The sequence below is a fragment of the Halomonas sp. YLB-10 genome, from assembly GCF_003856855.1.
Taxonomy (GTDB): domain Bacteria; phylum Pseudomonadota; class Gammaproteobacteria; order Pseudomonadales; family Halomonadaceae; genus Halomonas; species Halomonas litopenaei.
The window spans coordinates 20,517-33,184 of sequence record NZ_RRCU01000010.1 but is presented as its reverse complement, the minus strand read 5'-3'; the positions used below and the strand labels follow the sequence as shown (position 1 = coordinate 33,184).

The window sequence follows — 12,668 nt, the reverse complement described above, 5'->3', positions numbered from 1 at the left end:
ACTATGAGCGACTACAAGCACACTCTGAATCTGCCAGAAACCGAATTCCCCATGCGCGGCATGCTCCCCAAGCGCGAGCCGGCGCGGGTCGAGCAGTGGCAGAAGCTGGACATTTACCAGCGCTTGCGCGACGCACGCCAGGGCCAGGAGGTCTTCGTGCTGCACGATGGCCCTCCCTACGCCAACGGCAGCATTCACATCGGTCACGCCGTCAACAAGATCCTCAAGGATATCATCGTCAAGTCGAAGAACCTGGCGGGCTTCGACGCACCCTACGTGCCGGGCTGGGACTGCCACGGGCTGCCCATCGAGCACAAGGTGGAGACCACCCATGGCAAGCACCTGGAGCCTGAAAAGGCCCGGGCGCTGTGTCGCGAGTACGCCGACGAGCAGGTCAAGGGCCAGCTTCAGGACTTCGTGCGTCTGGGCGTGGTCGGCGACTGGGACAATCCCTACCGCTCCATGGAGTACGCCAACGAGGGTGGCGAGATCCGCGCCCTGGCCGACATGGTCAAGGGCGGCTACGTGTTCAAGGGACTCAAGCCGGTCAACTGGTGCTTCGACTGTGGTTCGGCCCTGGCCGAGGCCGAGGTCGAGTACGCCGACAAGAAGTCCGACGCCATCGATGTGGCCTTCACCTGCGCAGACGACGCCAAGCTGGCCGCCGCCTTCGGGCTGGACAGCCTGCCCAAGCCCGCAGCGGTGGTCATCTGGACCACCACCCCCTGGACCATCCCGGCCAACCAGGCGCTGAATGTCCATCCGGAGTTCAACTACGCCCTGGTCGACACCGGCGAGCGGCTGTTGCTGCTGGCCGAGGAACTGGTCGAGAGCTGCCTCGAGCGCTTCGGCCTGAGCGGTGAGGTCATCGCCACGGCGCGTGGCGAACGGCTGGAGCTGATCGAGTTCCGTCATCCGCTGTATGAGCGTACCGCGCCGATGTATCTCGCCGACTACGTGACCAGCGACGAGGGCAGCACCGGTATCGTCCACTCGGCGCCGGTTCATGGCGTCGATGACTTCGACTCCTGCCGTCGCTACGGCATGGACTTCAGTGACTTCATCAGCGTGGTCAAGGGCGACGGCGTCTACGTCGACGACCTGCCGCTGTTCGGTGGCATGCTGATCTGGAAGGCCAATCCCAAGATCGTCGAGGCACTGTCCGAGGCCGGCGCGCTGATGGCTCACAAGACCATCACCCACAGCTACATGCACTGCTGGCGTCACAAGACCCCGGTGATCTACCGGGCCACCGCCCAGTGGTTCGTCGGCATGGACATCCCTGGCCATGACGGTCGCACCCTGCGCGAAAGTGCGCTCGAAGGGATCGAGGCGACCGAGTTCACCCCGGGCTGGGGCAAGGCGCGGCTGCACAGCATGATCGCCAACCGCCCGGACTGGTGCATCTCGCGTCAGCGTAACTGGGGCGTGCCGATCCCGTTCTTCCTGCACAAGGAAAGCGGCGAGCTGCACCCGCAGACCGTGGAGCTGACCGAGAAGGTCGCCGACCTGGTCGACCGCGGCGGCATCGACGCCTGGTTCCGCCTGGACCCGGCCGAGCTTCTGGGCGAAGAGGCCAGTCAGTACGACAAGGTCACCGATACCCTGGACGTGTGGTTCGACTCCGGCACCACCCACCGCCACGTGCTGCGCGGCTCGCATCCCCACGGCCACCAGAGCGGCCCGCGTGCCGATCTGTACCTGGAGGGCTCGGACCAGCACCGCGGCTGGTTCCACTCGTCGCTGCTGACCGGCTGCGCCATCGACGGTCACCCGCCGTACCGGGGCCTGTTGACCCACGGCTTCACCGTCGACGCCCAGGGCCGCAAGATGTCCAAGTCCATGGGCAATGTGGTGGCCCCGCAGGAGGTAATGGACAAGCTCGGCGCCGACATCCTGCGTCTGTGGGTGGCCTCCACCGACTATTCCGGCGAGATGGCGGTGTCCGACGAGATCCTCAAGCGCACCGCCGACGTTTACCGGCGTATCCGCAACACCGCGCGCTTCCTGCTGGCGAACCTGAACGGCTTCGACCCCGAGCGTGACGCCCTGGCCTTCGACGACATGCTGGCGCTGGACCAGTGGGTGGTGGACCGCGCCGCGCAGCTTCAGGCACGCATCGAGACGGCCTACGACGAGTACCGCTTCCTCGACGTCTACCAGCAGGTGCACGGCTTCTGCGCGCGGGAGCTGGGCGGCTTCTACCTGGACGTGATCAAGGATCGCCAGTACACCACCCAGTCCGACTCCCAGGCCCGTCGCAGCGCCCAGACCGCCCTCTATCACGTGGTCCAGGCGCTGGTGCGCTGGGTCGCGCCGATCCTGTCGTTCACCGCCGAGGAGATCTTCGAGAACATCCCCGGCGAGAAGGGCCTGGCCGAAGGCCGCAGCGTGCTGCTTGAGACCTACTACACAGGCCTGTCCACCCTCAGCGACGACGCCAGCATGGGCCGTGACTTCTGGGAGCGGGTGCTGACGGTCAAGCAGGCGGTCAACAAGTGCCTGGAAGACGCCCGCAACGCCAAGACCATCAAGGGCAGCCTGGCCGCCGAGGTGACCCTGCACGTCAGCGATGAACTTGACGAGTTGCTCTCGCGCCTGGGCGACGAGCTGCGCTTCGTGATGCTGACCAGTGAGGTCCACCTGGCGCCGCTCGACCAAGGAGTCGATGCCGCCGAGACCGACGTCGAAGGGCTCAAGGTGGCGGTGCGCGCCAGCGACAACGCCAAGTGCGAGCGCTGCTGGCACCATCGCCCCGAGGTGGGCTCGCTGCCCGAGCACCCGGACCTGTGTTCGCGCTGCGTCAGCAACCTGCCGGACGGTCCGGGTGAGGTGCGTCACTATGCCTGACGCCACGGATTCCACGACCAAGGAGGGTGACGGGCACATGAGTTCACAGGTGGAACCGATGCGCCAGCCGCTGCGCTGGTGGTGGCTGGCGCTGGCCTGGGTCGTGCTCGATCTGGGCACCAAGGCACTGATGAGCCAGACGCTGACCTACGCCACGCCGGTGGAGGTGCTGCCGTTCTTCAATCTGACGCTTTTGCACAATACCGGGGCGGCCTTCAGTTTCCTGGCCGATCACCCCGGTTGGCAGCGCTGGCTGTTCGCCGCCATCGCGGTGGCGGCCACCGTCGGCCTGACGATCTGGATGCGTCGCCTGCGGCGTGACGAAAAGCTGCTGGGGGCGTGTCTCGCGCTGATCATCGGCGGCGCCCTGGGCAACCTCTATGACCGCCTGGTGCACGGCTACGTGGTGGACTTTCTGTCCTTTCACGCGGCGGGCTGGTACTACCCGGCGTTCAACGTGGCGGATATCGGCATCACCCTGGGCGCCATCGGCCTGATCTGGGAGTCGATCTTCGGCGAGCGCCGCCGCGCCCGGCGCGGCTAATTATCTGTTGCCGGCAGCGACGTATCGGTCCCTGCCGGTCCGTCACTCTTTCGGAGATCCCAATGAGCGACTACCGTATCGACGAGGGCATGGAAGTCACCCTTCACTTCACCCTCAAGCTGGAAGATGGCACCGTGGTGGACTCCACCCGGGACAAGGCCCCGGCGACCTTTCAACTGGGCGATGGCAACCTGCCGCCCGGGTTCGAGCAGCCGTTGAAGGGTATGACCGACGGCGACAGCGGCAGCTTCGAGGTCAGTCCCGAGCACGCCTTCGGTCAGCACAACCCGCAGAACATCCAGCGCATGAAGCGTGAGGTGTTCAACGGCGACGAGCCGGAGGTCGGCACCGTGATGTCCTTTGCCGATGCCAACGGCGACGAATTACCCGGGGTGGTCACCGAGATCGACGGCGACATGGTGGAAGTGGACTTCAATCATCCGCTGGCCGGGCGCACCCTGACCTTTGAGGTCGAGGTGCTGGGCGTCAAGCCCGCCACCACCCACTAGGCGATTCACGTCCCCGGTGTGCCGGTAAGGCGCAGTACGTGATGACCACGCGAATCATCCGCTCAACCAGGTGCCAAGACGGCACCGAGGCAAGGCAAACCATGCAAATCAAGCTGGCCAACCCGCGCGGCTTCTGCGCCGGCGTCGACCGGGCCATCGACATCGTCAACAGCGCGCTGGACGTGTTCGGGCCGCCCATTTACGTGCGTCACGAGGTGGTCCACAACCGCTTCGTGGTGGATAGCCTGCGCGAGCGTGGGGCGATCTTCGTCGAGGAACTCCACGAGGTTCCCGATGACGTCATCGTGATCTTCTCTGCCCACGGGGTGTCCCGGGCGGTGCAGGAGGAGGCCGAGCGGCGCGGGCTAAAGGTCTTCGACGCCACCTGCCCGCTGGTGACCAAGGTGCATATGGAAGTGCTGCGCTACGCTCGCCGTGGCCAGGAGTGCATCCTGATCGGGCATGAAGGGCATCCCGAGGTCGAAGGCACCATGGGGCGTTACGACACCTCCCACGGTGGCCAGATCTACCTGGTCGAGGACGAAAAGGACGTGGCCCGTCTGGAGGTCAAGGACCCCAGTCGGCTGGCCTTTGTCACCCAGACCACCTTGTCCATGGACGATACCGCTCGGGTGATCGATGCCCTGCGCGCCACCTTCCCCGACATCCAGGGGCCGCGCAAGGACGATATCTGCTACGCCACCCAGAACCGCCAGGACGCGGTGCGCGAACTGGCGGCGGGCTCCGACCTGGTACTGGTGGTGGGAAGCCCCAACAGCTCCAACTCCAATCGCCTGCGCGAGCTGTCCGAGCGAGTGGGCACCCCGGCCTACCTGATCGACAGTGCCGAGCAGATCGATCCGGCCTGGCTTGCGAATATCGGTGCAGTCGGCGTGACCGCCGGGGCCAGCGCCCCGGAGGTACTGGTCAAGGGGGTCATCGACCGCCTGACCGAGCTGGGCGCCGAGGCCCCCGAGGAACTGGCCGGCCGAGAGGAAACCATCACCTTCTCGATGCCGCGTGAACTGCGCGAGCGGGTCATCGTCAGCGACTGATGCCACCAGGGGATTGCCGTGAAGGCATTCCGCCGTTCGTTTTTCCAGTGCAGCATCTCGACGCCGCCCCCAAGGGCGGCGTCCTTGTTTTCAGGCGTAGGAGAAAGCCTCAAGTCTGTGCTTAAGCGTGGTGTCGCGACACAACCTTGATCCAGCGCCTGCCGTCCATGGCGGACGTGCGACATACTCGAAGGGAAAACGAGCCGGAGAAGCCCGATGCAGGGAATACGAAAAACGCGAGGCTCAATTTACGCAGAGACGCGCTGGGATGAGCATGGATTCAGTGAGCTGGACCAGAAAGTCAGTGCCGCTTCGACACGGGCTTCGTCACCAGGCCCGATGGAGCGTCAGGGCGGTTTCACCCTGATCGAACTGTTGCTGTGCATCGCCATCATCGGTCTGCTGGCGTCGGTGGCCTACCCCATGTACACCGAGCATCTACGCGAGACCCGTGTCGCCGATGGCCGCGCCTTGTTGATGACAACCGCCTCGTCGCTGGAACGCTGCTACAGCCGTGACCAGGCCTATGATATCGCCGCCTGTGACGGTCTTGAGCGACCGTCGGAGTCCGGTTTCTACCAACTGTCGGTGGAACGCCACCCAGGGCGCTATTTTCTCGAGGCCAGGGCCCTCGACGCCCAGTCGGTGAAGGAAGGCTGCGATAGCCTGACCATGGACCAGACCGGCGAACGGGCACCAGATGACTGCTGGTAACCGCCAGCGCGGGGTCACCCTGCTGGAGCTGGTCGTCTGCGTCGCGGTGATCGGTCTGATGGCTGCGGTGGCGGTGCCAAGTCTGCACCATTGGCTGGCCGGCGAGCGTCTGGTGGCGGATACCAATCGCCTGGTCGGCGCACTGACCCTGGCACGCACCACCGCCTTGACCCGACGCCAGGAGGTCCGGGTGCTGGTGGTCGACTGCGCGGGACGATGGCGGCTCGAGGTGCTGGCGGGAGACGCGGACGCCGGCGGCTGCCAGTCCACTCCAACCGCGCATGGTGATGTACTGATGGTCGATGAAGCAGCGCACACTGACGGTACCCGGGTATCGCCCGGTGGGGTCAGCTTCGATCTGATGGGGCGCCTGGATGACTGCAGCTACGGTAGCCCTTGCCGTTGGCAGCTTCGCGGGACAGGAGGCGAGGGTCGCTGGGTCTCGGTGGAGCCAAGCGGCGTGGTACGTTCCGGCGATGAGGAAGATGCCGCGTGAGAAGCCTGCGATCCCAGGCCGGGTTTTCCCTGCTCGAGGCACTGGTGGCGCTGGTGCTGCTGTCGGTGGGACTTTTAGGGGTGGCGGGGATGCAGTTGCGCAGCTTGCAAAGCGCCCATTCCAGTATCCAGAGATCGCTGGCGGACCTGGCCGCCCAGGATGCACGGGAACTGCTGTGGGCAAGCCTAGTGGCCAATGGCGGGTACTGTCCTGAAGGTGTGCCCGAGAGCCTTTCCCGAGAGCACTGGCGCGAGCACTGGGCCGATTTCCTTCCCGGTCTCATTCCCCTGAATGAGGCGGTGATCGCTCGGGACGACTGCGCCTTCGAATTGCGTATCAGCTGGAAGGACGAGCGCTTCACCGAACCCAGCCTGTTTCAGTATTGGGTCAAGCTGCCCGCTCGGAAAGCACCATGAGCCCGCACCGCGTCCTTTCCCCGTGCAAGTCATTGCGTCGCCAGCGCGGCGTGTCGCTGGTCGAGCTGATGGTGGCCATGGTCGTCGGCAGCCTGGTGATCCTGGCTGCGGGCTCGCTGTTTCAGGAGGTCAACGCCAATGCGCGCGAGGTGCTGCGCCTGGCCGATCGCCAGGCGGTCCTGAGCTACGCCCTCGATACCATCACCGCGGCGGTGCGCCGGGGCGACGCCTCCCCCGGCGATTACGTGCTGCGCCCGGCGCCAGATGGCGAGTCCTGTACGCTGCACGAGGTCGACAGCGGCGAGCCTCTGGTCGATGGCCTGGCCTACGATGGTTCCTGCGAGGACGATCAGGTGCTGGAAGATCTGGGTGGGGGACTCTATCGCATCACCCTGAACCTGCCCCACGCAAGGACACCGATCCGGCTGCACGCGGTGGATCGTCTCCAGGCCGTGTCCGCGGCGGAGAATGCCGAATGAAGGCGCCAGCGAGGCAGCGAGGCGCGGCACTATTGGTGGTGCTGTCGCTGGTAGCAATCGCCTCGGTGGTGGCCATGGCCGGGGTCAAGTCGGCGCTGGTGGACGAACGCCTGGCCGGCAATATGCGCGCCATGGCCCAGGCCCAGATGGCGGCGGATTGGGGTGGGGCCGAGAGGCTAAGTGAAACGCCTGAATCGAGCGGGCTACTGGAGTGTGCCGAGATTCAAGACCGAGCGGAACAGGGCGGCGTATCCGCTGATTGGTCGGACGTACACACACTGACCAATAGCGACACAGTGGGCTATCGACATATCGACTGTATAGAACAGGATGTTGTCGTGCAGCTGATCATGGGGCAGGTCAGCGATGGTGAGCAGGTATTGGCAAGGCACTTTCTGATGGTGGGGCGAGAGAAGGAAAGCTCTGGATTGGAATTGCCCGATCTCATCCCTGACGATTGCATGGTCTATGCGGGGGGGCCTGTGGTGGCACATCCTGAGCTGGATCAGCCCGCCAACTGCCAACTAAACGGACTTGCCCACCCCGGTAACGACTACGGTCCAGACAGCTATATCGATGAGGTCGCCAAAGACTTCGAGGATGCCGACTTTGGGCCGGATGGCTGTGCGAGTCACCAAGGGATCGTCTATTGCGACGCTAGAACTCACGGGTTTGATGGCAGTCTGAATCTAGCGGATTACCCTGATGCGGATCAGATCGTGATCGTGGTGGATCCTGCCGATCCGAGCCAGAGCGTGACAATCGAAGCCCCAGCTGGGAGCTATGGCACCTCGATCGTTGTTTCTGGAGCGCCAACGCTCGCTCCTCACGGACAGGTGGAACTCAATGGAGACATCTGGAGTACCGGGTCTATGGCGATAAGCGGGGGCGGGGGGCTCACGATCAATGGCAGACTAGTTGCCGAAGGTCCCGTCACGATAAATGGCAAGGTCGAAATCAGCCCCGATGAAGGTGGAGAAGGTGACGGCGGCGTAATCTGGATCGATCGTGATGACTAAGGCGGAAACGAGGGTCCAGCACACCGACCCTTTTCACTTCTGATCCTTCCAAAATTGCTGAGTACCAGCCTAGCGCCCGTGTTTTCTCGCGCGCAGATATCGAAAGTCCCGTTATGTCCACTGGCGCGTCCATTGGCCAGAAAACGCACCGGCTTTGCATCCTCGCGAAAGCCGATGCTTGAGAGCCGGCTTGGCGCAAAGACATGAAGTGTCGCGCCCTCCCAACTCGGCGCTCCAGCCTTGATCAACAGCTTCCCCCTCCAGTCCTCGCCGCAGTGCACGCCGTCGTCGCTCGGGCACAGGGTGACGGGTCTTGCCCGGGTGATGGCCGTGCCCCGGGCCAGCATCAGGGCGCCTTCTAGTCGCGAAAGCTCGCTGGCGATATCCTGTCGGGCGGCCATTGCCCGGTAGCCCGGCAGGGCCACGCCGACCAGAAGGCCCACAATAGCCACCACCAGCAACAGTTCCAGCAAGGTGGTCCCGGACTGGTGGAAAGCCATGCGGCAAGGTTCGGGATGGCAAAATTCTTGGCGGTGAGGTTCGTGCCGGTGAGCACGGGACATGCATAAATGGCAGCGGATTCGGGCGTCGTCGTCCATGGCGAACGCTTCCTTGTGGTTGTTGTTTGAATTCAGGGTTCCTTGAGCCTAGCTCGGAGAAGGGAGAGCAGACGTTGGAGAAGCGCTTTGAGTGATTTCCTGGTGATTGGCGGCGGCGTCATAGGGCTGATGACGACACTGCAACTGGCCGATGCCGGTCACAGTGTGACGGTGGTCGAGCGAGGCGGCTGCGGTAGCGAGGCCTCCTGGGCCGGGGGCGGGATCGTCTCGCCGCTTTATCCCTGGCGCTACAGCTCGCCGGTATCGCGCCTGGCGAGCTGGTCGGAGGGGGCCTACCCCGAACTGGCCCTGCGCCTGCTGGAGGAGACCGGGGTCGACCCGGAGTATCGTCAGAAAGGGCTTCTCTACCTGAGGGTGGATGACGAAGCGCGCGCACTCGAGTGGGCGCGGGAGGTTGGCAAGCCGCTGTCGCGGGTAGGCGCGGAAGTGATCCGCCGAAAGGAACCCAACGCCCGCCGCGATATCGACGAGGCGCTGTGGATGCCGACCCTGGGCAGCATTCGTAACCCCCGCCTGATGCGCGCGCTGAGGACCCGACTGGAGGACATGGCGGCGGTGACGTTGCGCGAGCAATGCACGGTCACCGGGTTCGAGCGGCAAGGGGAGCGGGTGGCGGTGGTGAACACCGACCAGGGCAACATCAGTGCCGATCAGGTGGTGATCTGTGCCGGCGCCTGGTCGGCGGGACTTGCCGACATGGCCGGGCTCGATCTGCCGGTACGCCCGGTCAAGGGTCAGATGATTCTGTTCAAGGCACCACCCGGGCTGGTCGAGCGGGTGGTGCTGATGGATGGACGCTACGTGATTCCTCGCGGCGACGGGCGGGTCCTGGCCGGCTCCACCCTGGAAAACGCCGGGTTCGACAAGGGCACCGATGACGACGCCCGTAGCTCACTATGGCATAGCGCTACCGGCATTATTCCGGCATTGGCCGACTGCGAGATCGAGCACCACTGGGCCGGACTGAGGCCCGGATCACCGGACGGGGTGCCTTATATCGGCCAGGCCTCCGGCTGGGACAACCTGCACGTCAACGCCGGGCACTACCGCAATGGGCTGGTGCTGGCGCCGGCCTCGACGCGACTGTTGGTGGATCAACTGCTGGGAAGAGAGCCGATCATTGATCCCGCGCCCTATCGGTTGCAAGGACGTGTGGAAGAACGCCCAAGGGGATAGGAGAAACGGGAACGCCCAACATCCGCAGGCTGGCCTTGCAAAGGGACTGTGTCAGCGAGTCTTGAATATCGCACCAGGGCGCTACCTCACCGATAGCTGCCATCCGATTGGTGTTCCAGGCCGTAGTAGCTCGGGAAAAATGTACGATTTTTTTCCTGCCAGGCTCGCGACAGGGCGATGGCTTGCTGGACCTGCTCCGGTGTCATTTGTGCTTCCAGGCGTTTCTTGTCAGGGACGCCGGCCGTGCCTTGGAGGTCGAAATACTTGTAGGCTTGTACCAGGTCGACTTCGGTACCGATGCCTTCTTCGTAGTACACTGCAAGGCCGCCATGACTAATACTTCCATCGAATGGCATATGTTCGGCACGCTTTAACCACTCGAAGGCTGCTCGCTCATCCTTTGGCACGCCGAGGCCTTTACGATAGATGCCGGCAAGCTGTGAGGCTGATTCGGCGTCGCCCTGTTCGGCGGCGCGGGTGAACCAGATCCTCGCCTGCTGGATATCTTTATCCACCAGTCCGCGAGGACGGGAACCTCGGTAGGCGAAGCCCAGTCTTTTCTGGGAGAGGATATAGCCCTTTTCCGCGCTTGCCTGGAGGTAGGCCAGCGCCAAGGGTTTATTGATTCGGGTGCCGATGCCCTTGTAGTAGACGGTGAAAAGAGAATGACCCGCGTCGATCACTCCTAATCGCCATGCTTCTTGAAGCAGTCGTATACCTTCACTTGTATCTGGTTCTCGCTCGAATCTCGTGATATAGCCGAACTGAACAAGCCCTAGCAGAAATGTGGCTTCGCCATCACTAGCTTTAGCTTTATTTGTAAGGTCTTCTACTGTGATACCTTCAAAGTTGTCCCAGAGAGGGCTATTGTCGGTGGAGTTTGCGATAAAGTATGGAGGCGCTTTCATCGCTATGGTAGAAGTGCTGTGTCCTCTAGTAGTGCTGAAAGGAGATGTGCCGTCACAACCTGTTAGAAGGAAGAAGTAGATTAGTATAAAGGCTGGTATGTCAAGTATCTTTCTGTTCCTGTCCATGGTCAGATGCTCATCCTGAAAATATCAACTTTAGTTTCTTGTGAAGTGTCTGAAGAAACGAAGCTGACGGAAAGTTTTAGTGGTTTGGGAGGCTTGTTACTACGTATAAGACCTTCTCTTTTACTGGCGTGGCATTCGCTGACCCTTGGAACTTTCCAAGAAGTTGCGCTTCCATGCCAAGGCTTCATAGGGAAGTCGCTGCCCCTGGTGATTGCCATAGCAACAGCGATTGACCCAGTCTTCGACGCAGGCAACAAGACGAGAGAGCTTAAGATATTTATAGGTGATGGGAAGAAATAGCCGTAGATCCGAAGGCTAGCCTTTTTGCTCGAATTCAGGTGCTCGAGATTGAGGTCGAAAGCCAGCCTTGCGATCGGATTGGGCCAGGAAGTGGTTGGCGATCGCCTAGGACGCTACCTCACCGATAGCTGCCATCCGACTGGTGTTCCAGGCCGTAGTAGCTCGGAAAAAATGTACGATTCTCTTCCTGCCAGGCTCGCGACAGGGCGATGGCTTGCTGGACCTGCTCCGGTGTCATTTGTGCTTCCAGGCGTTTCTTGTCGGGGACGCCGGCTGTGCCTTGGAGGTCGAAATACTTGTAGGCTTGTACCAGGTCCACCTCGGTGCCGATGCCCTCTTCGTAGTACACTGCAAGGCCGCCATGACTAATACGTCCATCGAATGGCATATGTTCGGCACGCTTTAACCACTCGAAGGCTGCTCGCTCATCCTTGGGCACGCCGAGGCCTTTACGATAGATGCCGGCAAGCTGTGAGGCTGATTCGGCGTCGCCCTGTTCGGCGGCGCGGGTGAACCAGATCCTCGCCTGCTGGATATCTTTATCCACCAGTCCGTGAGGACGGGAACTTCGGTAGGCAAAGCCCAGTCTTTTCTGGGAGAGGATATAGCCTTTCTCCGCGCTTGCCCGGAGGTAGGCCAGCGCTAGGGGTTTATTGATTTGGGTGCCGATGCCCCAGTTATAAGCAGTGAATAGCGAGTACCCTGCGTCGACTACCCCCATCTTCCACGACTCCTTCACGAGTGGTAGTCCTTGGGACCTATCGACGTACTCTTCATACCCTGTTATCAACTCCGCATAGATCAAACCGAGAAGGAACTTGGCTGTTATGTCACCATTCTGGTTGTCACGAATCGAACTTTTCGATCGATGTGTTGTCGTAGAAGTCAGCGAGCGCGTAGCGGTCCGGGTTGTTAGCAATAAAATATGGCGATTCCTCCATTTCCGTAAAGGTTATTTCTCGAGAACCCATAAAGTTGAAAATGGAAGATTCGTCGCAACCTGTTAAAGACACTGATGAAAATATAAGAAATAGGATTATCGGGATTTTCTTGACGTAGTGGGTCATGGCTATATCCTCACTATGAATGCACCTGTTTTCATATCACTTGGCCTGTTTTGGTTGATGAGATTAACATAAAGCGTCAGAGGTTTAGGTGGTAGATTGCTATGCATGTACTTTTCGATAGAAATGCAATTGTAGCTATTGTTTTTTGAAACCTCCCTGGTGGTAGTGTTCGGGCCAGGGTGAGGTCGCTGTCTTGCCGGTCGGTAAGTACCAGCAGGCTCTATTTGATGGGGTGCCGGTTGAGGTCGTCGCCAGGACGCAGATCGTGTCGTACAGACGTGCCCATGTTGTTGGCCGCCCTGGTTCAATGTGGAGTTCATCAGCGACAACAGATCGCCCTTTGCATCTTGCTCCATGCCAATCACTTCCCTTGCCAGTCCGTTGGCCCC

13 protein-coding genes are annotated in these 12,668 nt (G+C 61.7%); 10 read left to right on the top strand and 3 right to left on the bottom strand.

What is annotated here, in order from left to right; all coding sequences use genetic code 11:
• Nucleotides 1-3: 3 nt before the first annotated feature.
• The 9 genes from ileS (at nt 4) to EBB56_RS19645 (ending at nt 8,082) form a co-directional block, all read left to right on the top strand.
• Complete coding sequence (gene ileS, locus EBB56_RS19685) at nt 4-2,850, top strand: isoleucine--tRNA ligase (protein ID WP_185696480.1); 2,847 nt, start codon at nt 4-6, stop codon at nt 2,848-2,850.
• A gap of 37 nt (nt 2,851-2,887) precedes the next feature.
• On the top strand, nt 2,888-3,394 hold the full coding sequence (gene lspA, locus EBB56_RS19680) for a signal peptidase II (protein WP_231498700.1): 507 nt from the start codon (nt 2,888-2,890) through the stop codon (nt 3,392-3,394).
• A 62-nt stretch (nt 3,395-3,456) separates the two neighbouring features.
• Nucleotides 3,457-3,903 carry an FKBP-type peptidyl-prolyl cis-trans isomerase gene (gene fkpB, locus EBB56_RS19675; protein ID WP_045994447.1) on the top strand — a complete coding sequence of 149 codons (447 nt, stop codon included), beginning with the start codon at nt 3,457-3,459 and terminating at the stop codon, nt 3,901-3,903.
• A 101-nt stretch (nt 3,904-4,004) separates the two neighbouring features.
• On the top strand, nt 4,005-4,958 hold the full coding sequence (ispH, locus tag EBB56_RS19670; protein ID WP_185696479.1) for a 4-hydroxy-3-methylbut-2-enyl diphosphate reductase: 954 nt from the start codon (nt 4,005-4,007) through the stop codon (nt 4,956-4,958).
• Nucleotides 4,959-5,297: 339 nt separating this feature from the next.
• Nucleotides 5,298-5,672 carry a type IV pilin protein gene (locus tag EBB56_RS19665; protein WP_162816485.1) on the top strand — a complete coding sequence of 125 codons (375 nt, stop codon included), beginning with the start codon at nt 5,298-5,300 and terminating at the stop codon, nt 5,670-5,672.
• Nucleotides 5,659-6,168, top strand: coding sequence for a GspH/FimT family pseudopilin (locus tag EBB56_RS19660; protein ID WP_124805118.1), 510 nt, complete (start codon nt 5,659-5,661; stop codon nt 6,166-6,168). Before EBB56_RS19665 ends, EBB56_RS19660 begins: the two co-directional genes overlap by 14 nt.
• Nucleotides 6,165-6,584, top strand: coding sequence for a type IV pilus modification protein PilV (gene pilV / locus EBB56_RS19655; protein WP_260425401.1), 420 nt, complete (start codon nt 6,165-6,167; stop codon nt 6,582-6,584). Before EBB56_RS19660 ends, pilV begins: the two co-directional genes overlap by 4 nt.
• Nucleotides 6,581-7,063 carry a PilW family protein gene (locus EBB56_RS19650; RefSeq protein ID WP_083970596.1) on the top strand — a complete coding sequence of 161 codons (483 nt, stop codon included), beginning with the start codon at nt 6,581-6,583 and terminating at the stop codon, nt 7,061-7,063. The genes pilV and EBB56_RS19650 overlap by 4 nt, the downstream gene beginning before the upstream one ends.
• On the top strand, nt 7,060-8,082 hold the full coding sequence (locus EBB56_RS19645; RefSeq protein WP_124805117.1) for a PilX N-terminal domain-containing pilus assembly protein: 1,023 nt from the start codon (nt 7,060-7,062) through the stop codon (nt 8,080-8,082). Before EBB56_RS19650 ends, EBB56_RS19645 begins: the two co-directional genes overlap by 4 nt.
• Here EBB56_RS19645 and EBB56_RS19640 read toward each other — a convergent pair.
• Nucleotides 8,079-8,681, bottom strand: a complete 603-nt coding sequence (locus EBB56_RS19640) for a GspH/FimT family pseudopilin (RefSeq protein ID WP_124805116.1) — start codon at nt 8,679-8,681, stop codon at nt 8,079-8,081. The two genes, EBB56_RS19645 and EBB56_RS19640, sit on opposite strands and share 4 nt — an antisense overlap.
• Nucleotides 8,682-8,768: 87 nt before the next feature.
• Between EBB56_RS19640 and thiO the strand changes: the two genes are divergently transcribed.
• Complete coding sequence (gene thiO / locus EBB56_RS19635) at nt 8,769-9,878, top strand: glycine oxidase ThiO (protein ID WP_124805115.1); 1,110 nt, start codon at nt 8,769-8,771, stop codon at nt 9,876-9,878.
• A gap of 86 nt (nt 9,879-9,964) precedes the next feature.
• On the opposite strand, the gene EBB56_RS19630 is transcribed toward thiO, so the two are convergent.
• Together EBB56_RS19630 and EBB56_RS19625 are read right to left on the bottom strand one after the other, a co-directional pair.
• On the bottom strand, nt 9,965-10,912 hold the full coding sequence (locus EBB56_RS19630; protein WP_124805114.1) for a tetratricopeptide repeat protein: 948 nt from the start codon (nt 10,910-10,912) through the stop codon (nt 9,965-9,967).
• Nucleotides 10,913-11,330: 418 nt separating this feature from the next.
• Nucleotides 11,331-11,933 (bottom strand): tetratricopeptide repeat protein, encoded by a 603-nt coding sequence (locus EBB56_RS19625; protein WP_124805113.1) that lies wholly within the window; start codon nt 11,931-11,933, stop codon nt 11,331-11,333.
• Nucleotides 11,934-12,668: the final 735 nt, after the last annotated feature.

Excerpts from the sequence above, each read along its gene's own strand:
- ileS (WP_185696480.1), top strand. The coding sequence starts at position 4 with ATGAGCGACTACAAGCACACTCTGAATCTGCCAGAAACCGAATTCCCC.
- lspA (WP_231498700.1), top strand. The coding sequence starts at position 2,888 with ATGAGTTCACAGGTGGAACCGATGCGCCAGCCGCTGCGCTGGTGGTGG.
- fkpB (WP_045994447.1), top strand. The coding sequence starts at position 3,457 with ATGAGCGACTACCGTATCGACGAGGGCATGGAAGTCACCCTTCACTTC.
- ispH (WP_185696479.1), top strand. The coding sequence starts at position 4,005 with ATGCAAATCAAGCTGGCCAACCCGCGCGGCTTCTGCGCCGGCGTCGAC.
- EBB56_RS19665 (WP_162816485.1), top strand. The coding sequence starts at position 5,298 with ATGGAGCGTCAGGGCGGTTTCACCCTGATCGAACTGTTGCTGTGCATC.
- EBB56_RS19660 (WP_124805118.1), top strand. The coding sequence starts at position 5,659 with ATGACTGCTGGTAACCGCCAGCGCGGGGTCACCCTGCTGGAGCTGGTC.
- EBB56_RS19650 (WP_083970596.1), top strand. The coding sequence starts at position 6,581 with ATGAGCCCGCACCGCGTCCTTTCCCCGTGCAAGTCATTGCGTCGCCAG.
- EBB56_RS19645 (WP_124805117.1), top strand. The coding sequence starts at position 7,060 with ATGAAGGCGCCAGCGAGGCAGCGAGGCGCGGCACTATTGGTGGTGCTG.
- EBB56_RS19640 (WP_124805116.1), bottom strand. The coding sequence starts at position 8,681 with ATGGACGACGACGCCCGAATCCGCTGCCATTTATGCATGTCCCGTGCT.
- EBB56_RS19630 (WP_124805114.1), bottom strand. The coding sequence starts at position 10,912 with ATGGACAGGAACAGAAAGATACTTGACATACCAGCCTTTATACTAATC.
- EBB56_RS19625 (WP_124805113.1), bottom strand. The coding sequence starts at position 11,933 with ATGGGGGTAGTCGACGCAGGGTACTCGCTATTCACTGCTTATAACTGG.